At 53.6% G+C, this 20,368-nt stretch carries 17 protein-coding genes; all 17 read right to left on the bottom strand.

What is annotated here, in order from left to right; translation table 11 throughout:
• Positions 1-102 precede the first annotated feature (102 nt).
• The 17 genes from PJDR2_RS29165 to PJDR2_RS29250 all read right to left on the bottom strand — a co-directional run bounded on the left by PJDR2_RS29165 (position 103) and on the right by PJDR2_RS29250 (position 20,345).
• Positions 103-1,293: an ABC transporter permease gene (locus tag PJDR2_RS29165; RefSeq protein WP_015847339.1), complete on the bottom strand. Its 1,191-nt coding sequence runs from the start codon at positions 1,291-1,293 to the stop codon at positions 103-105.
• Positions 1,235-1,990, bottom strand: a complete 756-nt coding sequence (locus tag PJDR2_RS29170) for an ABC transporter ATP-binding protein (protein ID WP_015847340.1) — start codon at positions 1,988-1,990, stop codon at positions 1,235-1,237. Before PJDR2_RS29170 ends, PJDR2_RS29165 begins: the two co-directional genes overlap by 59 nt.
• Positions 1,987-3,687, bottom strand: a complete 1,701-nt coding sequence (locus PJDR2_RS32190; protein WP_015847341.1) for an efflux RND transporter periplasmic adaptor subunit — start codon at positions 3,685-3,687, stop codon at positions 1,987-1,989. The genes PJDR2_RS29170 and PJDR2_RS32190 overlap by 4 nt, the downstream gene beginning before the upstream one ends.
• 198 nt (positions 3,688-3,885) lie before the next feature.
• Positions 3,886-5,241: a UDP-N-acetylglucosamine 1-carboxyvinyltransferase gene (murA, locus tag PJDR2_RS29180; protein ID WP_015847342.1), complete on the bottom strand. Its 1,356-nt coding sequence runs from the start codon at positions 5,239-5,241 to the stop codon at positions 3,886-3,888.
• Between the two features lie 314 nt (positions 5,242-5,555).
• A complete protein-coding gene (locus PJDR2_RS29185) occupies positions 5,556-5,819 on the bottom strand; it encodes a DUF1146 family protein (RefSeq protein ID WP_015847343.1) in 264 nt (87 codons plus the stop codon).
• Positions 5,820-5,862: 43 nt separating this feature from the next.
• Positions 5,863-8,742, bottom strand: a complete 2,880-nt coding sequence (locus PJDR2_RS29190; protein WP_015847344.1) for a S8 family serine peptidase — start codon at positions 8,740-8,742, stop codon at positions 5,863-5,865.
• A gap of 1,264 nt (positions 8,743-10,006) precedes the next feature.
• Positions 10,007-11,572, bottom strand: a complete 1,566-nt coding sequence (locus tag PJDR2_RS29195; RefSeq protein ID WP_015847345.1) for an NADH-quinone oxidoreductase subunit N — start codon at positions 11,570-11,572, stop codon at positions 10,007-10,009.
• 3 nt (positions 11,573-11,575) lie between these two features.
• Positions 11,576-13,207 (bottom strand): complex I subunit 4 family protein, encoded by a 1,632-nt coding sequence (locus tag PJDR2_RS29200; protein ID WP_015847346.1) that lies wholly within the window; start codon positions 13,205-13,207, stop codon positions 11,576-11,578.
• Positions 13,208-15,085: an NADH-quinone oxidoreductase subunit L gene (nuoL, locus tag PJDR2_RS29205; protein WP_015847347.1), complete on the bottom strand. Its 1,878-nt coding sequence runs from the start codon at positions 15,083-15,085 to the stop codon at positions 13,208-13,210. It lies immediately after the preceding gene.
• Positions 15,086-15,093: 8 nt separating this feature from the next.
• Entirely contained in the window at positions 15,094-15,396 is a 303-nt protein-coding gene (gene nuoK, locus PJDR2_RS29210; protein WP_015847348.1) for an NADH-quinone oxidoreductase subunit NuoK, read from the bottom strand.
• 1 nt (position 15,397) lies between these two features.
• Positions 15,398-15,913 carry an NADH-quinone oxidoreductase subunit J gene (locus PJDR2_RS29215; RefSeq protein WP_015847349.1) on the bottom strand — a complete coding sequence of 172 codons (516 nt, stop codon included), beginning with the start codon at positions 15,911-15,913 and terminating at the stop codon, positions 15,398-15,400.
• A 1-nt stretch (position 15,914) separates the two neighbouring features.
• Positions 15,915-16,364: an NADH-quinone oxidoreductase subunit NuoI gene (nuoI, locus tag PJDR2_RS29220; protein ID WP_015847350.1), complete on the bottom strand. Its 450-nt coding sequence runs from the start codon at positions 16,362-16,364 to the stop codon at positions 15,915-15,917.
• A gap of 77 nt (positions 16,365-16,441) precedes the next feature.
• Positions 16,442-17,455 (bottom strand): NADH-quinone oxidoreductase subunit NuoH, encoded by a 1,014-nt coding sequence (gene nuoH / locus PJDR2_RS29225; protein ID WP_015847351.1) that lies wholly within the window; start codon positions 17,453-17,455, stop codon positions 16,442-16,444.
• On the bottom strand, positions 17,455-18,555 hold the full coding sequence (locus PJDR2_RS29230) for an NADH-quinone oxidoreductase subunit D (RefSeq protein ID WP_041613689.1): 1,101 nt from the start codon (positions 18,553-18,555) through the stop codon (positions 17,455-17,457). The genes nuoH and PJDR2_RS29230 overlap by 1 nt, the downstream gene beginning before the upstream one ends.
• A gap of 7 nt (positions 18,556-18,562) precedes the next feature.
• Positions 18,563-19,435 carry an NADH-quinone oxidoreductase subunit C gene (locus PJDR2_RS29235; protein WP_083778212.1) on the bottom strand — a complete coding sequence of 291 codons (873 nt, stop codon included), beginning with the start codon at positions 19,433-19,435 and terminating at the stop codon, positions 18,563-18,565.
• Positions 19,432-19,950, bottom strand: a complete 519-nt coding sequence (locus PJDR2_RS29245) for a NuoB/complex I 20 kDa subunit family protein (protein WP_015847352.1) — start codon at positions 19,948-19,950, stop codon at positions 19,432-19,434. Before PJDR2_RS29245 ends, PJDR2_RS29235 begins: the two co-directional genes overlap by 4 nt.
• Entirely contained in the window at positions 19,935-20,345 is a 411-nt protein-coding gene (locus PJDR2_RS29250; RefSeq protein WP_049790091.1) for an NADH-quinone oxidoreductase subunit A, read from the bottom strand. The genes PJDR2_RS29245 and PJDR2_RS29250 overlap by 16 nt, the downstream gene beginning before the upstream one ends.
• Between the last annotated feature and the right edge of the window lie 23 nt (positions 20,346-20,368).

A 20,368-nucleotide genomic window follows, 5' to 3' on the forward strand; every position in this document is an offset into this window, starting at 1 on the left:
GTGAACTCTCTTAAAGCCGGCCTTGATGGATTTATTCTATGAGCCTGATTAATAGGATAGAACCCGCGGTTCTAGTTCAAGCACGACGTATATTCTATTGTTTTAGTCATGGCGCAGCGCATCTACCGGACGTAGACTTGCTGCTTTGTTGGCGGGCAGGTATCCAAATACGACACCAACAAAGGCCGAGAAGCCAAAGGACAGAAGCATCGTATTCATCGGTACTTCGGTTGGCGTTTTCATGACCTGGCCTATGATATAAGAGGCTATATTGCCGATAAGGATACCGAGTAGTCCGCCGAGGCCGCTTATCACGACGGCTTCTACAAGAAACTGGAATAAGATATCCCTTTTCTTCGCGCCTAGCGATTTCCGTATACCAATTTCTCGGGTACGCTCCGTTACAGAGACTAGCATAATATTCATAATCCCGATTCCGCCAACAACAAGCGAGATGGCTGCCACATAGATCAGCTGACGGTTCATCGTTTCGTTAACGGAATTCAGCGTCTTCATCGCTTCTTCCTGATTAAGTACCCGGTAGGCGTTCTCGTTGCCGCGGAACTTCTCGTACAGGTTCGCTTCCACCTCGCTCACAACCGAAGTCATTTGCTTGGTGTCCGTTACCTTCATATTAATCGTGGTTACGCCATTAACCTGAAAAATCTTCTGGGCTGTCGAGATCGGGATAAGAATCTTCTCGTCATTGGAGCCCGTCAGCGAGTCGCCCTTCGATTCCAACAAGCCGACAATGGTGAAAATATAACCGTTAATCGTAATCTTCCGTCCGACTGCATCCTCCGGATCCACTCTCTCATCCTCGAACAGGTCTTGAGCGGTCTGCGTACCGATTAACGCTACCTTCGTCTTGTTATTGATGTCTGGAGCCGCAATGTACCGGCCGTCCTGCACGCTGAAGTCTTTAACTTCCTCATATTCAGGCGTAATGCCCTCTACGCTTACGGAAACTTGAGTCCGACCGTATTTGGCATAGCCGGTTGTGCTTGTAATGGGAGCAACCCCGCTTACGTTATTCAAATCGCCAAGCTTCAGCGCCTCATCGACGGACAAAGAAGTTACCGTACCCCGTCCTGTAATCGTAACGGAAAGCGAATCCGGGCTTCCAAGCGTCGAGACCTGGCTTGCCACTTCGTTGGATGATGCCTTGCCCATTGCAACAAGCGCAATAACGGTCGCAACCCCAATTAGAATGCCGAGCATCGAAAGGATGGTTCTAAGCTTGTTCGATAAGACGCTTTTGACCGCCATTATGAGGCCCTGCGAAATCTTCATGGCTGTCCCTCCTTTTCTGCTCCGTCAACACCCCATCTCGGATAATAACCGTACGTCTGGCACGCTGGGCAACTTCCATATCATGCGTGATCAGTACAATCGTCTGTCCGGCACGGTTAAGCTCCTCCATCATGCCGAGCACTTCCATACCTGTCTTGGAATCAAGCGCGCCTGTCGGCTCATCCGCCAGCAGGAGCGGCGGATTGGTAGCTAGCGCCCGCGCAATCGCTACGCGCTGCTGCTGGCCGCCGGACAATTCATTCTGGCGATGGCCGACCCTTTCTCCAAGTCCAACGCGCTCCAGCGCTTCCATCGCCCGGCTGCGTCTTTCCTTCGCTGACAATCCCCGGTAGATAAGCGGAAGCTCGCAATTCTCGAGCGCCGTCAGCCTGGGCAGCAGATGATACCCTTGAAAGATAAAACCGATCTTCTTATTGCGCATCTCCGTCAGCCTGTTGTCGTTTTGTCCGCGAACCTCCATGCCGTCAAGCTTGTAGCTGCCTTCATTCGGTACGTCCAAACAGCCGATGATATTCATCAACGTGGACTTACCCGAGCCGGACGGGCCAACAATGGCCAGAAAATCGCCATGGTTGACCGTCAGCGAGACATTATGCAGGACCGTCATTTTTTCTCCGGCCATTTTGTAATATTTGACGATATCATTCATTTCAATTAGCGCGGATTGCCCGGTCATCGTGCACCACCGCCGCCGCCAGTTGCTGCCCGTGTCGAGGTTCTTACATTTCCGCCTCCGCCTCCGCCGCCAAAGCCGCCAGTTGGGAAGTTACCGCCAAAACCGCCTCCGCCGAAACCGCCGAACTGCTGGGTTTGCTGCTGTGTAGAGGAAGAGCCCATGCCTTGCGTACCTGTTGCTACCGGAATCAGAACGGTATCGCCTTCTGCTAGACCGGATTTGATCTCCACGTAAGTCTCGTTGCTGATCCCTACCGTCACTTCCTTCAGTTGGCCGCCAAGCGTAATGCTCTCTCTCATCTGGTTAGCCATGCCGTTTCTTCCGCCTTGGCCTCCCGATGCGCCGTTGCCTCCAGGGAAATTACCGCCCGATGCATTGCCCTGGCCAGTTCCTCCAGGGATCGTACCGCCTGGCGTTGTGCCTTGCGCTGCTCCCCCTGGAGTTGTACCTCCGCCTGAAGCCGCTCCTCCCGGAGTTGTTCCCGTTCCACTCTGACTGCCTCCGTCTGCAGCCGCGATATTGCGTCCCGTACCTTGGCCGCCTCCCGCCGTCGTTGTTCCTCCGCCGGCACCTTGGAATCTGCCGCCGCCTTCGCCGTTGCCGCCAGTTCCGCCTCTGCCCTGCCAGCCGCCGGCAGCCGCCGCTTCATTGCCTGTCGCGCCCTGCGTACCTTGATTGCGCTGGCCTTGCTGTCCGCTTGTTGATCCGCTCGGCGCCGTACCCGAACCCGCTGCGCCTGTTCCCGTACCTGTTCCGCTTCCGGTGCCAGGCACGCGGACATAGGATTTTCCGCCGAATTCAACAACCGCATTAACCGGCACAAGCACGGCATCCGCGCTTTGTTCCGTTACGATATCCGCCTGGCCGGACATGCCCACCATAACGCCGTCAATATCATTGAGCAGCAAGCTTACGCTGTAGGATGCGGAACCGTTGGAAGATGTACCTTCCTTCGCAATTTCGGATACCGTTGCTTCAAGGGAATGGTCCGTAATTGCGCTAAGCGTAATTTGAGCCGTTTGCTTCAGCTTAACGTTAGGAATATCCAGCTCATCAATGCTCGTAACAAACTCAAGATGCGTATAGTCAACAATCTCGGCGATGGTTGTATTCGCCTGAACCTCATCGCCAACGCTTATATCGCTGGTTGTGACTTCACCATCAATTGGAGCGATAACCTGCTTCACTTCTTTCGCTTGATCCTCATAGATTTTTGCAAGCTGATCGTTATAATCATCAATGGTGGACTCTAGATCATCAATCTCATCCTTGATCGATTTCGTCGATTGCTCTTCATTTTCGGTGCCGATCGCCTGTTTATATTCCTCTTGCTTGTCAGCGATCTGATCTTTTGTTTTGGTGATATTTTTGTTGATCGACTCGATCTGATCATCATAATTATCGTTGTCCTCGAAAGTGGCAAGCACCTGCCCTTTCTTCACTTTGTCCCCTTCTTTGAAGGAAAGAGTTGCAATCGTGCCGCTTTTGCCTGCGGTTACCGTCTCTCTCGAGTTGGCCTCTACCGAGCCCGTACCGCTTATCGAGGTCTTAATATCGCCTTTGATCGCTCTAGCCTGTACGGCAAGAGGCGTCTCGGTTGTTGCCTTATCGTCGCGCATGTAATAGTAGTAATACGCGCCCCCGCCGGCGGCAGCAAGAATAATGATTATACCAAGCCATAATGTCCACTTCTTCATTGACTGTACTCCACCCTCCATCGGTCATATCTACCGACGAATATATCACGGGAAAATGAACAGAGCATGAACAAGCCTATGGGCATGGGACTATGGGCTTCAAAATCACGTCAACGTGAACATACAATAACATTTAGAATTGCACACAAAAAAAGCTGCTTCCTTTGTCAGGAACCAGCTTTTTTACTATTTTATCCGTTACGCCCAAGTAGGCTGTACTTTCAAGACTGCAGCTTCGCGCTTATAGGTGCCGACCGGCTCAAGCTCTACGGCTGGCGCTGCGGCTACCGCGGCTTCCGGTTCAACCCGTCTAATATCCGCACCCAGAGCGGCAAGCTTGCCGGTAATATCGACATAACCGCGGTCTACGTGGTAAATGCCGGATACTTCCGTCTCGCCGTCTGCGCGAAGACCCGCACAGATCAGCGCAGCGCCTGCGCGTAGATCGGTTGCGCACACTTTGGCGCCAACAAGCGGTACATTGCCGGTTACGAATGCCGAACGGCCTTCGACCTTAATCTGCGCGCTCATCTTCTTGAACTCTTCCACATGCATGAAGCGGTTCTCGAATACCGTCTCCGTCACAACCGAGGTTCCTTCCGATGCAAGCAAGAGCGCCATCATCTGCGACTGCATGTCAGTCGGGAAGCCCGGATGCGGCAATGTTTTCACATCCACCGATTTGAGCGCTTTAGGGGCACGGACACGAATGCCGTTATCCGATTCCATAACTTCCACGCCCATCTCCTGGAGCTTCGAAATGACCGGCGTCAAATGGTCGCCAATCGCATTTTCCACAAATACGTCTCCGCCCGTGATTGCTGCAGCAATCATATACGTGCCTGCTTCCACACGGTCGGGAATAACGTTATGCGTTACGCCATGCATACACTTAACGCCTTCGATCCGGATCTCGCCGGTACCGGCACCGCGAACCTTGGCACCCATGGCATTCAAGTAGTTAGCAAGATCAACGATCTCCGGCTCTTTCGCCGCATTCTCGATCGTTGTTGTGCCTTCCGCCAAAGCGGCGGCCATCATAATATTTTCCGTTGCCCCGACGCTGGCTACATCCAGATAGATCTTCGCACCTTTTAGACGCGTCTTAGTACTTGCTTCAATGAAGCCGTGTCCAAGCGTAATCTCCGCTCCCATTGCCTCGAAGCCCTTCAGGTGCTGGTCAATCGGTCTTGTACCAATCGCGCAGCCGCCCGGAAGCGAAATACGGACCTTGCCGATTCTGGCGAGAAGCGGACCCATAACGAGGAAGGATGCGCGCATTTTGCGTACAAACTCGTATGGAGCCTCAAAGGTGGAAATCGTCCCCGCAGAAATTTGCATCGTCTCATTGTTGTAAGTAATTTTTGCGCCTAACGAAGCTAATACTTTCTGAATGGTCATTACATCGTCGAGGAGGGGAACGTCACAGATGACGCTGTCTCCTTCCGCCGCTAATAACGAGGCCGCCAAAATGGGAAGTACTGCATTTTTTGCACCGCTGACACGGACCGTTCCCGATAGACGCTGGCCTCCGCGGACGATAATTTTGGTCATCTTATAGTTCCCTCCGCGAACTGAATTTCTCCAAACATTAGTTCCATTTTTAGTATAAGAAAATGACAAATCCATGCTTTATCCAACCTTCATCTTATCATTCATTTACACAAATCGACAAGCGGTAAATTATTACCAGAAAGATCGTCAAAAAGCACTAAAAAAACCGCTAATGCCGAGTCGAAAGCACTGCCCTCCGTTGCCGTGCGGGCAGCATTTTCAATTCGAATCCGGACTTTATATATAGTTGTTCGTAGTCTCGTGTCATTTTCATACCGTCCTGTAGTATCCATTGTTGTCTTTTTTGAACGTTGTTATTCGACAAAATACCGCAGGAGCTTCGTCCAGTTCCAATAATCGAGTATAAAACCGGCGAAGCCATGACCGATAACAACCGCCATGACAACCTGAAACATCCTTGCCTTCGGACTGCGCGGGAATTTAAAGAATACATCCAGCTTGATCTCCTGCAGGATATACCAGACGAATACTATACTGAATAAATTAACGACGATTGAAAATAACGCGATGGTCCCGGTTGCATTTTGCGCATCGTTCACCATTTGATCGATACCCATCTGGTTTTAATTTCCCTTCTACATCAATATGTCTGATCCATGGTTAATGTCTATATACCCGGTATAAAATCGTTGTAAACTCCGCCCTGCTTGCTTTTTTGCCCGGCTCGTATACATTGTCCTCCGTACCGCTGATAACCCCCTTCAGCTTCAGTGCGTTCAACATCGGAGCAGCCCAATGGTTACGCCCGACATCCTTGAACGGATTGCCAAGCGGCGCTACGGGCCTTACCTGATCCGCATAACCGATAATCATCGCCATCTCGGCTCTTGTTACCGGTTGTTCCGGACGGAAGGTCCCATCCGGGAATCCTTTTATCCATCCCTTCTGAACCGCCTTGGCAATCGCTTCGTAAGCCCAATGATCGTAATCCAGATCCTTGAAGCGGACATCGGAAGGCATGCCGTATACGACCGGCTTATACGCTTTGATTGCCATCGCTACCGCTTCCGCGCGGGTAATCGGACGGTTCGGTTCAAAGGTATAAGGACCGGTGCCGCTCACGATGCCAAGCTGGCTCATCTCCACGACTGCGTCCCTCGACCAATGGCTGCCGATATCGCGGAAGCCTGCCACGAGCGGATCGAACTTCACTTTAAAACGGTAATACTGCTTGTCAAAAGCGCCGTTTGCCGTAAGTTTTATGTAGTACACGCCAGGCTGCAGAACCTTATTTGCGGCTTGAAGCGATCCGCTTCGTCCGGTCAGTTGAGTAAAGACCAGCTTCTGCTTCTTATCGTATGCTTCCAGCTTCATCATTTTGCCTGCCGGAACGTTAAACAAATTCAGGTCTACGACACTTGTTGACGCAAGTCGGATTTGGAACCAGTCAACATCGCTTGCGCTGCCTATTACCCCGACGTATTCCGTGCCGGAGGTTGTCATTAGCGCTTCGTAATATTTATCGTTGGGCTCATTGGGATCCACGTATTTGGGAACGTAGTCCATCTTTAGCGTGTAGGTTCCGACGGTGGGACTTGCTTCGGAAGCTATCGCATTGTGCACCCGGATATAGTATTTGCCCGGTGAAACGGTTAGAACGGGAGACTGTTCGGCCTCGCCTTCCCGCTCCTCGTCGTAAGACATGAGCGCCTGCCCCGCCTGCTGAACCGCAAGCTCAGGATCAATCCGTACCGTATTGGTCGTTACCCGCAGACTAAGCGTACCGCCTTGCGTAAACGTCACCGCATACCAGTCTCTGTCGGCAAGCTGATGAAACGAGCCGGTGATGCTCTGGCTGCGCGGCTGAAGCGTAAACGCCTCGTACGGTTTGTCATTAGGCTCGTAGCTGTCCGGGGCCATGCTGAAGGTTGCCGTCAACAGATAAGGCAGCTTCAGGTCCATGTCCGTGTTCATATATTGAATCAGAAATGCTTGCTTGCCCTTTTTCACAGCAAAATCAACTACGCGGCTCCCGAGCTTGGTCTCTGCCGAAGCCTTCAGCGTGTCGCCGGCATAATGCGATAGACGGACAGCCGGCGTTGCGCTGCCTTCGGGGGGCAGACCTTCAAAATTCAGCGTTATGGTGCCGTCATAGGGAGCATCCAACGTATACCAATCCAGATCGCTTCCGCCGGAGAGCAGCGCCGTAACCTGTTTGCCTGCCGGCAGCGGCTTGGCGCTCGCACGGGTGCCGTTAGGCTCGAAGCGGTCGGACTTCGCCGTCATCGTAACGGCTTTATCCACCTGCAGCAGACCGTATCCGGATTTGTCATCCAAGCCGGGCGCACCGATATCCTTGGCGGACTGGCGGAGAAGCTCCCTCACCTGGTAAGGCTCAAGCGAAGGATAACGGGCCCAGACCAGCGCAGCCGCAGCCGCAACCTGCGGGGCCGCCATGGACGTCCCTTCTTCTCTTTTATAGCGTCCTCCCATTGCGGTCGTATATACATTCCAGGATGCCGCAAGATCGATTTCCGGTCCGGGGTTCGAACGCGGATCCGGCGTGTTGTCCGGCTTCGCTCCGCTGACGCCAAGCACAGTCGGATAAGCGGCGGGATATTTGACTTCCGCTTTATCCCCGTGGGTCAGACCGTCGTTGCCTGCGGCCGCAACAAGGAGCACGCCTTTGCTTTCGGCGTAATTAACGATGTCCAGCATATAAGGCGAGTAACGGTTAAGGCCAACCGACATGACAACAATCCGGGCACCGTTACGGACCGCATACAGGATGGCCTCCCCTAAATCGCGTTCCGTGCCGTCTCCCTGCGAGTCAAGCGCTTTAATTGGCATCAGCTTGGCTTCCCATAGAATGCCGCTTACCCCTAAACCGTTATTGCCCGCAGCCGCAATAACGCCAGCCACCGCGGTTCCGTGTCCGTTATCGTCATCCGGCGGTTTGTTCGGCTGCACAAAGTTGGTGCCGGGAACCAGATTCCGCTTCAAATCCGGGTGATCAAGATCAATCCCCGTATCCACAATCGCAATGGTCAGATCGGTCTGCGTCCGCACGGTCTTCCAAGCTTCCAGCGCGCCAATCTGCTTCAGGTAGGTCTGCTTGCCGATTTCAGGATCATCCGCCGCGGTCTGCTCCGCTGCGAGGATATGCACCCGCTCATTCGGGTGCACGTATTCCACGCCCGGCTCGCGTTGCAGCCGGGCGGCCCAAGCACTGGCGTCCGCCCCGCTGTCCGCAGGCTGGACGAGCCAGACCTCCGCCGCCTCGCTGCTCTGGCGGCGGAGCACACGCGTCCCGCGCAGCTCATGCGCCTGCGCGGGTTCGCGCCATTTGAGGAGCCAGCCTTGCGGCTCCTCTTTTGCCCCGGCGGGGGCGCCGGCGGCGGCTTTGCCCGCCGCAGCGGCCCCAGCCGGGGCTAAGCCTGCAGGGGCGGCGGGCATAGCCGCCCCGCAGGCGAGAATCCCCGCGAGGAGAAGCGCGGGGAGGGTTCTTTTCAATACGCTGCCGAGAGCATCTCTTCTCATCTGTTTCTGCCTTTATCGGTATATTTGTCTCCGTCTCAAATTATACGTATGCTCTTGCCACACGTTTCTCTATGACTGTATAATAGTCTCTATTTATCTCTTATTACCATTCGATTTCCAGACCCCGATCTCCTGTCTCTAGCAAAAGATAATTACCTGTAAAGAGACTGGTATAACCATCATTTTGCTCCCTCGAAGTTTCGTATCTCCCCTGCACTTCCGTCATTCCCCATATTCCGCATCCCCACCTCGGCCACTCTACTTAAGGGCCCTCAGGGACTTAACCGCACACAAACTAGCTACGCCTTGTCTATCAAAGCCCTTTAGGCACCTTAACTCACGCCTCCACCCGCATTTCCGCCGCATCCCCACCACGGCCACTCTACTTAAGGTCCCTCAGGAACCTTAACCGCACACAAACTAGCTACGCCTTGTCTATTAAAGCCCTTTAGGCACCTTAACTTCCGCCTCTACCCGTATTTCCGCCGCATTCCCACCTCGGCCACTCTACTTAAGGGCCCTCAGGGACCTTAACCGCACACAAACTAGCTACGCCTTGTCTATTAAGGCCCCTTAAGGACCTTAACTTACGCCTCCACCCGCATTTCCTCCGCATTCCCACCAGGGCCACTCTACTTAAGGTCCCTCAGGGACCTTAACCGCACACAAACTAGCTACGCCTTGTCTATTAAGGCCCCTTAAGGACCTTAACTTACGCCTCCACCCGCATTTCCTCCGCATTCCCACCAGGGCCACTCTACTTAAGGTCCCTCAGGGACCTTAACCGCACACAAACTAGCTACGCCTTGTCTATTAAAGCCCTTTAGGGACCTTAACTTACGCCTCACCCGCATTTCCGCCGCATACCACCTCAAATCACCCTACTTAGACTCATTCGTGCTTTCTCCTCATAGTGCATAAGACCCTGCCAGGGTTTTATGCACTCCAATCCGGCAGCCAGCCAGCTAACCCGATAAAGGATCCGCAGGGTCTTATTCCATGCGAACAAGCTGCTTATGGAGCTAGATTAATCCACTTCCAAGGCAATAAGACCCTGCTAGGGTCTTATCCTGCCTATTCCAGCCCCAAACCAGCTTGATAAGACCCTGGCAGGGTCTTATCGTCCCGTCCTTTCCCTTTCCCGCTTTCTACAAGAGGAATCATCGCCAGCCACCCTATGTTTTTCATATCTACGCCGAATCCAGTTCGCTCCCCTTCTCAACAAAAAAAGCCCAGCGGCACCCTGCCGCCGGGCTCTCCCCATCTACCTCACGAACAAATCCGCCTGAATCGTAAACACCGCGTCAATCCATTTCATAAGCGGACCCGGCAATACGCCAAGGGCAACCGTTGCGGCCGCGCAGATCCAGATGACAGTCCCCGTTACAGCCGGCACATGAATGCGATCCTCTTCCTCGCCATTCGACCGCATAAACATCTGCCGGATAATACCGAAGTAGAAGTAGTAGGAAATAACGGTGCTGACTACCATAATGGCCACCAGCCAGTAAGCTTTTACGCTTGCCGCTCCGAGCAGGATAAACAGCTTGCCGAAAAATCCGGCCGTAACCGGCAATCCCGAGAACGATAATATAAAGATCAGCATAGCTGCCGCTGTCCACGGCGCCCGGTAATAGAGACCGGAGAAGCCCTTCAGCTCTTCATGTCCCGCGGCCCTCGCAATGACCGTTACAACGGCAAATGCCCCTACGTTCATGAGCAGGTAAGCAACCAGATAGAATACAAATTCCGAGAAATTGTTGCTATGGATGATCGTCACCGAGATCGCAATCGGAACGAGCAGATACCCGGCATTCGCTACGCCGGATAAGGCAAGCAGCCGTTTCACCTGCTTTTGCCGCAGAGCCGAGACCGTACCGGCTATCATCGCGGCAGCGGCAATGACCAACAGGGCGAAGAAGACATCATCACCCGCTTGCTTCCCCGGACCGCCGGTGAGGAAAAACGCGCTGCTGTACAAGAAGCGGAATACCGCGGCCAGTGCTGCTCCCTTCGCAATAACCGCAAGGAAAGCGGAAACGGGCGTTGGCGCTCCTTGATAAACATCCGCTGCCCAGATATGGAACGGCGCAGCTGCGATTTTGATTCCGAAGCCCGCGATCAGGAAGAAGAACCCTACATAAACCAAAGCCTTATAATCCGTGAACGCCTGCGGCAGCGCTGTCGGGAAATCCGCCAGGCTTACCGATCCGGTCACGCCGTACAGATAAGACATCCCGAACAGGACAAACGCTGATGCGATTCCGCCCGTAACCACGTATTTGAAGGCCGCCTCGGCCGATAGTGACGAGCGCTTCCGTAAGCCGACCAGCACATAAGTCGTAATACTGAGCAGCTCAAGTCCGATATACAAGGTCACGAGGTTGCCGGAGGAGGCCATAATCATAGCTCCAGCCGCTGCCGGAAGCAGCAAATAATAGAATTCGGCTTTGTCCGTTACCGCGTCATCCTTTTGCGTGGAGCCAAGTCCCAGCAATACGACCAATGACGTACCGATCAAAAATATTATTTTCAACAAATTACCGTAATCATCCACCCGATAGCTGGCGCCAAGGAGCGAGATAGCCTTACCGGCTTCCGCCGCCTCCGCCGCCGATACGCCGGACGGATTCATATCAATCATCCGCCAGATGACGGCTGCAAGCGACAGCAGCAAACCCGCTAAAGACAACCAGCCGATAATCGCGCGGTTCGTCCGCCCTGGAAGAATCAAGTCCGTTACGATAAGGATCAGGAACATGGCGGCAAGGATAAGCTCCGGGGCGAGATAAAGCGTATCATGCCATGTCAGCGGTACAAATTCGGTCATCGCTTATCCCCCCATCCTTAACGAAAATAACGGCTTGAACAGGCCTTCAACGCTGTACTGGAACGTATCCGTCAGCACGGACGGGTAACAGCCCAGCAGCAGGATAAACGCCAGCAGCACAATCATCGGCAGGGCTTCAACCAGCCTGGCGTCCTTAACTCCGAGATACCGTTCTTCAATAGGGCCAAAAGTTGTTTTGAGTACAGCCCTCAGGATATATACGGCGGTCAGAATAACGCCGATAACCGAGAAGCCGGCAATCCATGGCTGGCTGTCGAACAAACCAAGCAGCGACAGGAACTCGCCTACAAAGCCCGATAGACCCGGCAGACCTAAGGATGCAAGACCTGCGGCTAGCAGAATACCCGAGATAAACGGCATCGATCGCGCCAGCCCGCCAAGCTCGGATAAGGTTGTGGTCTTCGTCCTCTCATATAAGCTCCCGACAATCAGGAAGAGGAGCGCCGAGATCAGACCATGCGAGACAAGCTGGAATACAGCCCCCTGCAAGCCAATCCCGTTAAAAGCCGCAAGCCCCAGCAGAACAATCCCCATATGGCTGATCGAGGAATAAGCGAGCACCAGCTTGAGATCCGTCTGCCGGAAAGCAATAAGCGCCCCGTACAAGAGATTGGCCAGACCAAGTGATGCCAATACAACCGCCCAATCCTTCGCCTGCTCGGGGAATAATACGATACCGAACCGGATTAGACCGTATGCGCCCATCTTGAGCAGTACGCCGGAGTGAATCATGACGATTGCCGGATGCGCCTCATTGTGGACCTTCAGCATCCAGGTGTGGAACGGCAGAATCGGAAGCTTGATCCCAAACGCCACCACCAGCAGGAGGAAAATAACCGTGTGCATCGTTTCCGACATATGAAACGGGTTCAGCCCGCCCGTCTGATCCGGAGCAAGGTTCACCCATGCGGAGGGATCGGATAGATTGCGGAGGATATCCGCATAGCTGCCGCTGTAAATAAAGGATGACGTATCCTGATCGATATGGAAGCCGGCTGTATTAACGAGAAGAATAAAAGCAATAAGCATGATAGCCGATCCAAGGCCGTTATAGATAACGAACTGATTAGCGGCCCGCTCCCGGTTGAAGTAACCCCAGATCCCGATCAGGAAGTACATCGCGATAAGCGTTATTTCGAAGAAAATAAAGAACAGGAATAAATCCCGCGCCATAAATACCCCAAGCACGCCTGTCTCCAGGAGCAGAAACCAGGCGTAGAACGCCTTCCATCGCTTTTTCACATGAACGGAAGCAAAAGCCGCCATCGCCGTAATCAGCGTCGTAAGAATAACAAGAGGCAAGGACAAACCGTCGATACCAACATCATACTGGAACGACAGCGTATAGTTCGTTACCCCATTCGAGGCTTGCGTCTCTTTGTTTAAAGGGACCTCTACCCAGGTAGCCGTTTCCTCAAAGGTGTTGCCGCCCTGATGCTTGTCGTAATCGGCATACAGCCATAGGGACAAGAGAAGCGGAATCAGCGTGGCAACGATAGCTGCCACCTGCAGCCACCTGTTACGATGCTTCGGCAGCAGAAGAACAACCAGAAGCCCGATAAGCGGGGTTACGAGAATAATCGATAGAATCGGAAGATCGGTCAGGTCCGTCATTTACCAAAACCTCCTTCCAACGATTGCCGCGATAATAACGATAAGACCAATAATTGCGGTCAAGCCATATGTTTGCGTCTGCCCGTTGTTCAGCCTGGTCAGCACCCGGCCGCCCGCTCCAGCGGTAAAGCCAACCAGCCGGACTGCGCCGCCAATCACATATTCGTCAAAAGCATTCAGGCCTTTTCCCAAGGCGCGAACCGAGTTGACAATAACAGCGTTATAAAATTCGTTCACGTAATATTGGCGCTCCAGCAAATTAACAAGCCACGGCATTTTGGCTGCCGCCGCGCCGCGCTCGATGCTGCCTTTGCCGTACATAAGCCACCCTACGTAAATGCCAAGCACGCCAACGGCTATGGAAGCAACAATCGCCGCGCCGCTTGCATGAACTTCCTCTGCACCGTCCGTCAGCCAGCTGCCCAGCCAACCGTTCCAAGGCGTTTCGATAAAACCCGCTCCAACCGATATAACGGCAAGCACGAGCAGCGGAATAGTCATCACCTTCGAAGATTCCTTCACCTCGGCTGGCTGTTGAAGACGGGACTTGCCCATAAAGACGATGAAGAATAATCGAGACATATACAGCGCCGTACAGAAGGCCGCTGCCAGTCCAACGGCAAACAGGAACGGATTCTCGTCAAGCGCGGAAGCCAGAATCGCATCCTTGGACCAGAAGCCCGAGAATGGCGGGATGCCGGATAGGGATAACGCTCCGATTGCGAAGGTCCATGCCGTGATTCGCATTTTGGAGCCAAGGCCGCCCATCTCGTGAATGTTCTGGGTATGTACCGCATGAATCACGCTGCCGGCCGCCAGGAACAGAAGCGCTTTGAAGAAAGCATGCGTGAACAGGTGGAAAACACCGCCGGTCATTGAGCCAAGCCCCATCGCCATAACCATGTAGCCAAGCTGGCTGATGGTTGAGTAGGCAAGAATCCGTTTAATATCGTTTTGCGCGAGCGCTACGGTTGCGGCGAATATCGCCGTAAACCCGCCGAAGTAGGCAACCGTATGCATCGCAGACGCGGAGGCCTCGAAGATGTCAAACGTTCTCGCGAGGAGGAATACGCCGGCCGCTACCATCGTCGCCGCATGGATCAAGGCACTGATCGGCGTTGGCCCCTCCATCGCATCCGGAAGCCACACGTGCAGCGGGAATTGACCGGACTTGCCGATGACTCCCATGAACAGAAGCAGGGCAATCGAGGTTGTGATGGTCATCGTTATCGTACCGGACTGCCCTTCGGTAAATACATTATGTATACTGCTGAAATCAAGCGCATGGCCGGGCATATACCAGAACAGCACGATAATGCCAAGCAGCAGCCCCGCATCGCCGATTCTGGTCACGATAAACGCCTTTTTCGCCGCTGCGCGGGCCGCCGGTTTTGCATACCAGAAGCCAACAAGCAAGAAAGAGCAGACGCCAACCAGCTCCCAGAACATATAGAAGACCAGCATATTGTCCGACAGCACCAGCCCCAGCATCGCAAAGGTAAAGAGCGCGACATAGCCGTAAAAGACGGTGATCCGCTCATCCTTTTTCATATAGCCGGCCGAATACACGTTCACGAGAAAGCTGACCACCGTCACGATTACAAGCATAAGGGCATTCAGATTCGTGATTTCAAAACCGATCTTAAGCGTATATTCGCCAAGACCAATCCATTTGTAGCTGTCGCCGCTGTAATCTACTGCATTCGGCCCTAGTCTCTCGATAAAAACAAGCAGGGACATGACCAGCGACGCAAGCGAGCCAATCGAACCGATCAGCACGCCAGCCAGCCGGTAGCTCCTGCCCAGGGCCGTCAGCAGCAGAAAGGAAGCAAACGGGAAGAGCGGAATGAGCCACGCTGCTTTCGTTAATTGATCCACGGGTCACATCACCTCTTCATCTCGTCGAATTCATCTACATTAACGGTACCTCGCGCGCGGAACAGGGCGATCAGCACCGCCACCCCAACGGCAGCCTCCGCCGCCGCCACCGTAATGGCAAACAAAGCGAATACCTGGCCGGTTAGGGACGGGACAACCCCGTATTTGGAGAACGCGACCAAATTCAGATTCACCGCGTTCAGCATTAGCTCAATCGATAACAGGACGATCACGGCATTCCGTTTCACCAAAGCTCCATACAGTCCGATGCAAAACAGGATCGCCGCCATCGTCAGATAAGATGGAAGCATGTTAATCCGCCCCCTTTTTCGCAATAGCAATCGCGCCAATAAAGGCAACCGTCAGCAGCACCGACAACAGCTCGAACGGCACGACGTATCCCGTATACAGCAGCTGGCCAATGCTCGACGTATTATCCTCCACCGCTTGAAGCGGCTGGGCATCGGGAAAATCCGTCGTCCTGATCGCATAGAACAGAATCCCGAACAGGCATAACGCTCCCACAGCGGCCAACGTCTCGTGGAGAGGCTTGACCGGATCGGCCTGTTTATTCTGATGATTGGTCATCATAATGCCGAATATCATCAGAATGGACACAGCCCCCGCATAGATCAGCACCTGGACGAAAGCCACAAACTCCGCGTCCAACAGCACAAACATACCTGCCAGGCCCAGGAACACAGCAGCCATGGAGATGACCATATGCACGACCTTCTGAAGACTAACCATAAGGACAGCTCCGATGATCATAATCGCCGAGAAGATAAAAAAAGTGGCGAACTCGCCATTAAAATCAATATTGAACAACTTATTTGGCGCCTCCTTTCGCAGGAGCTCCGATGTTATTGTTATCCTGACGGACCAGCGTGTTATTATCGGTCAGCCACTCGACATCCTTAAACAGATCATCCCGGCTGTACGCGGACAGCTCGAAATGATTGGTCATTACAATCGCTTCCGTCGGACAAACCTCGGTGCATAAATCGCATAAGATGCAAATTTCGAAATTGAGATCAAACGTATCGATTACCTTACCCTTTTTGGCCGGATCGGGATTAGGCTTGCCGGTCAGCGTAATGCAGTCGGTCGGACAGATTCTTGCGCACTGGTTGCAGACGATGCAGAGGTCCGGAATAAAATGCTGAATGCCGCGAAACCGGTCCGGCATTAGAAACGGCTCGTCGGGATAAGAAGTCGTCACTTTTTTCGATACCATTGATTTAAGCGTCACGCCAAGCCCTTGCACAAGTCCATTCATGGCTAGATCCTCCTAAAAAGAATTTCGAAGAAATTCTTACCTCGTAAGCATACGCTTAAAGAATTGCGAAGCAGCCTTTATTTTACGAACAGCTCCAGGTAGCCTGCCGTCAGAAATACGTTCAGCAGCGATACCGGCAGCAGCACCTTCCAGCCCAGCCCCATCAGCTGATCAACCCGGATACGCGGAAAGCTCGCCCGGATCCAGAATAAGAAGAACACGATAAACGCGAATTTGAGCAGGAACCAAATGATTCCCGGCACAAAATCAAGAAATGGCGCCGGCGCGTGCCACCCGCCAAGGAACAGTACGGTCGTCAAAGACGCGATTGCATAGACGTAGACATACTCCGACAGCATAAAGAACGCAAAACGAAAGCCGCTGTATTCCACATGATAGCCGGCCACAAGCTCCGACTCTGCTTCGGGCAGGTCAAACGGCGTGCGGTTCAGCTCGGATACCGCCGCGATCATAAATACAACAAAGCCGATAATCTGCGGGATGAAGTTCCAATCCCAGAACCAGCCGCCGGCCTGCGCCGCCACGATATCCCTCAGATTCAGACTGCCGCTGAGCAGGATTACGCCCACAACGGAGATAACGAGCGGAACCTCGTAGCTGATCATTTGCGCAGCCGAGCGCATGCCGCCAAGAAGCGCGTATTTATTATTCGAAGCCCAGCCCCCAAGCACAATGGCCAGGGTCGAGATGCCCGATAAGGCAGCGTAATAGAGCAAACCGACGTTCAGATCGGCAAAATAAAGCTTTTCCGTATAAGGAATAACCGCGAGTACCGTAAAAGCGGGCACGTAGCAGAGTATAGGGGCGAGAACGAACAGGAGGCGGTCGGCTTTGCGCGGAATCGTGTCTTCCTTAATGAGAAGCTTGAATATGTCGGCCACCGTCTGAAGAAGGCCCAGAGGACCAACCCGGTTTGGACCGATTCGAAGCTGCATCCAGCCGATCACCTTCCGCTCGAAATAAATGGCGTAGGTAACAAAGCCAAGCACAACGAAGAGAAACACCGCGCCCCACAGAAAAATAATAACCGCATTGCCCCAGGTCATCGAGTCATGCAGCCAAGCACCCATCAGCAATCAACCTCCCCGACTACAATGTCGACGCCGCCGAGGATCGTAATCAGGTTGGTCATCGTCTCTCCCACCAGCAGCTTGGGCAAAATCTGCAGATTAACAAAGGACGGCCGCCGGAACTTCAGGCGGTAAGGCTCTGCTTTTCCTTTTGAGACGATATGACAGCCGATTTCCCCGCGGGGTGATTCAATACGGACATACACTTCTCCTGCCGGAGGACGGATAACGCGGGGCACCTTGCCCATCGTCTCTCCGCCTGACGGCATCTGCTCAAGCGCCTGCTCGAGAATGCGGAGACTCTGCTTAATTTCCTCCAGCCGGATGACATAACGGTCATAGCAGTCCCCGCTTTTGCCCAGCGGTACATCAAAGTCGAAGCGGTTATACAAGCTGTACGGCTCCGCCTTGCGCAAATCCCAGTCTACGCCGGTACAGCGCAGGTTGGCGCCGGACAGACCGTAATCAATCGCCGTTGCCGCATCGTATCGGCCAATGCCTTTGATCCGGGCAAGGAAAATCTCATTGCCGCTTACCAGCTTGTCGTATTCCTGCAGTTTGCCGTACATGTACGGAATGAAATCCCGAACTTTATCCAGCCAGCCCGGAGGCGCATCCCATTTTACTCCGCCAACCCTCATATAATTGTAAGTCAAACGGGCCCCGCACAGTTCATTAAATAAATTAATAATAATTTCCCGATCGCGAAAGGCATAGAGAAACGGGCTCATTGCCCCGATATCGAGAAGATAAGTCCCCCACCATACGAGGTGGCTGGCAACCCGCTGCAGCTCCATCACAATAAGGCGCATAAACTCCGCGCGCTCCGGGATTTCTAGCCCCATCATCGTCTCGACGGCATGAACCAGCACATAGTTATTGGTCATGGCCGACACGTAATCCATCCGGTCGGTATAAGGAATAATCTGCGTATAATTCAATTGCTCGGCAAGCTTCTCGGTTCCGCGGTGCAAATACCCCATAACCGGGGTTGCTTCCGTGATGACTTCACCATCCAGTTTGACAACGATACGGAATACGCCATGCGTGCTGGGATGCTGGGGACCGACATTTAATAGAAGTTCTTCGGTACGAATCACGCTGCAGCTACACCTCCGAATCGAGCGGCTCATAATCTTTGCGCAGCGGGTGGCCGACCCAGTCGTCGGACATCATAATGCGGCGCAGATCGGGATGGCCCGGGAATGTTACTCCTAACAGATCAAAGATTTCGCGTTCGTTCCAATTCGCGGTTGCCCAGACGGGCGTCGCCGAAGCGATTACGGGATCACCGCGGTCTGCCTTAACCTTCACAGCCAGCTCGCGCCGGCTTTCGAGATGGACCAGGTGATAAACAACCTCCAGATGCGTCTCATAATCAACGCCGGAGACATTCCGCAAGTAGGTAAAATAAAGCTCTTCATGCTGCTTCAGCAGCTCCGCCGTCGCGGCCCAATGCACATTCTTCACGATAATCGTCGGCATATGCCGGCTCAACTCGTTAATATAAGCATCCTCCAGCGCCTCTTCATGAACGAGGCTGCGAATCAGCTTCGCTGCCGCATCAAGCTCCGGCTGCTTGGGAGACGGCTCCGGCGGTGGTGCCGGCTCCGCGCCCTCCGGCGCTGCTCCGCCCGCGTTCGCAGCTTCCTTCGCCGCCGCTCTCGCCGCGCGGGCTTCCGCCGCCGCCTTCAGCTTCGCCTCCCGCTCCGCATCCACCGCGCCCTCCGGCGCTGCTCCGCCCTCCGGCGCTGCTCCGCCCGCGTTCGCAGCTTCCTTCGCCGCCGCTCTCGCCGCGCGAGCTTCCGCCGCCGCCTTCAGCTTCGCTTCCCGCTCCGCGTCTACCGCGCCCTCCGGCGCTTCCGAGGCAGCCTTCACTTCCTTTTCAACCTTTATTTCTTCCGGTTTTATTTCTTCAACCTTTATCTCATCCGGCTTTAACTCTTCCGGCTTTTTCCCTTCGTCCTTCTCCTCGCTCATCGGTCCGTCACCCGCTTCCCGGTCTTCGCTTCGTAACGGATTTTTTCTTGCAGCTTGTTAATGCCGTAGATCAGCGCAGCAGGATTAGGCGGACAGCCCGGTATGTAAACATCGACGGGGACAATTTGGTCCACGCCCTTCATCACCGCATACGACTTGATATACGGTCCGCCGGCAGTCGCGCAGGAGCCCATTGCAATCACCCATTTAGGCTCGGGCATCTGGTCATACAGACGGCGCAGCAGTGGCCCCATCTTCTTCGTCACGGTGCCAGCGACAATCATGACGTCCGACTGGCGCGGCGAGGTACGGAACATCACGCCGAACCGGTCAAGATCGTAATGGGATGCCCCGGTTCCCATCATTTCAATCGCGCAGCAGGCCAGGCCAAAGGTCAGCGGCCAAAGCGAGTTGCTCCGCGCCCAGGCCTTAAGCTGCTCCAGCGTCCCCATAAATACGTTGCGTTCCAGTTCCTTGCGTTCTTCCATCGATATCGACTCTAAACTGAATTCCATTTCAGCACCTTCTTTTTCCAGGCATATAGAAGTCCGATAAACAGCATTGCCGCAAAAATGAACATCTCGACCAGCACAAAAAGGCCGAGCTTTTTATATGCGACGGCCCAAGGGTATAAGAAAACGGTTTCCACATCAAAGATGACAAACATTAACGCAAAGATATAATACCGGATGTTGAAGCGTACTTGCCCCTCGCCGACCGGCTCATTGCCGCTCTCGTAGGTTGCTTGCTTCGGATCATTCGGCTTATGCGGTCTGAGCAGTCTTCCGACGGTCAGCGCCGCTGCCGGGAGCAAGATCCCGAGAAAAATAAAAATAGCCACGACGACATACTGGTTGACGTAGTTGTCCACACCATCGCCTCCGTCAAAGCGGACCAGCCGCTTGGTCATTTTTCTTCACAATTATAACAAAT

Origin of the sequence: Paenibacillus sp. JDR-2 (assembly GCF_000023585.1) — a bacterium.
GTDB lineage: Bacteria > Bacillota > Bacilli > Paenibacillales > Paenibacillaceae > Pristimantibacillus.

What these genes read in the sequence shown, in the direction of transcription:
- PJDR2_RS29200 (WP_015847346.1), bottom strand. Translation starts at nt 13,207, where the DNA reads ATGACGGACCTGACCGATCTTCCGATTCTATCGATTATTCTCGTAACC.
- nuoH (WP_015847351.1), bottom strand. Translation starts at nt 17,455, where the DNA reads ATGGGTGCTTGGCTGCATGACTCGATGACCTGGGGCAATGCGGTTATT.
- PJDR2_RS29250 (WP_049790091.1), bottom strand. Translation starts at nt 20,345, where the DNA reads ATGACCAAGCGGCTGGTCCGCTTTGACGGAGGCGATGGTGTGGACAAC.
- nuoK (WP_015847348.1), bottom strand. Translation starts at nt 15,396, where the DNA reads ATGCTTCCATCTTATCTGACGATGGCGGCGATCCTGTTTTGCATCGGA.
- PJDR2_RS29235 (WP_083778212.1), bottom strand. Translation starts at nt 19,435, where the DNA reads ATGAGCGAGGAGAAGGACGAAGGGAAAAAGCCGGAAGAGTTAAAGCCG.
- PJDR2_RS29170 (WP_015847340.1), bottom strand. Translation starts at nt 1,990, where the DNA reads ATGACCGGGCAATCCGCGCTAATTGAAATGAATGATATCGTCAAATAT.
- murA (WP_015847342.1), bottom strand. Translation starts at nt 5,241, where the DNA reads ATGACCAAAATTATCGTCCGCGGAGGCCAGCGTCTATCGGGAACGGTC.
- PJDR2_RS29195 (WP_015847345.1), bottom strand. Translation starts at nt 11,572, where the DNA reads ATGACCGAATTTGTACCGCTGACATGGCATGATACGCTTTATCTCGCC.
- PJDR2_RS29190 (WP_015847344.1), bottom strand. Translation starts at nt 8,742, where the DNA reads ATGAGAAGAGATGCTCTCGGCAGCGTATTGAAAAGAACCCTCCCCGCG.
- PJDR2_RS29165 (WP_015847339.1), bottom strand. Translation starts at nt 1,293, where the DNA reads ATGAAGATTTCGCAGGGCCTCATAATGGCGGTCAAAAGCGTCTTATCG.
- PJDR2_RS32190 (WP_015847341.1), bottom strand. Translation starts at nt 3,687, where the DNA reads ATGAAGAAGTGGACATTATGGCTTGGTATAATCATTATTCTTGCTGCC.
- PJDR2_RS29245 (WP_015847352.1), bottom strand. Translation starts at nt 19,950, where the DNA reads ATGGAATTCAGTTTAGAGTCGATATCGATGGAAGAACGCAAGGAACTG.
- PJDR2_RS29185 (WP_015847343.1), bottom strand. Translation starts at nt 5,819, where the DNA reads ATGGGTATCGATCAAATGGTGAACGATGCGCAAAATGCAACCGGGACC.
- nuoI (WP_015847350.1), bottom strand. Translation starts at nt 16,364, where the DNA reads ATGAATGGACTTGTGCAAGGGCTTGGCGTGACGCTTAAATCAATGGTA.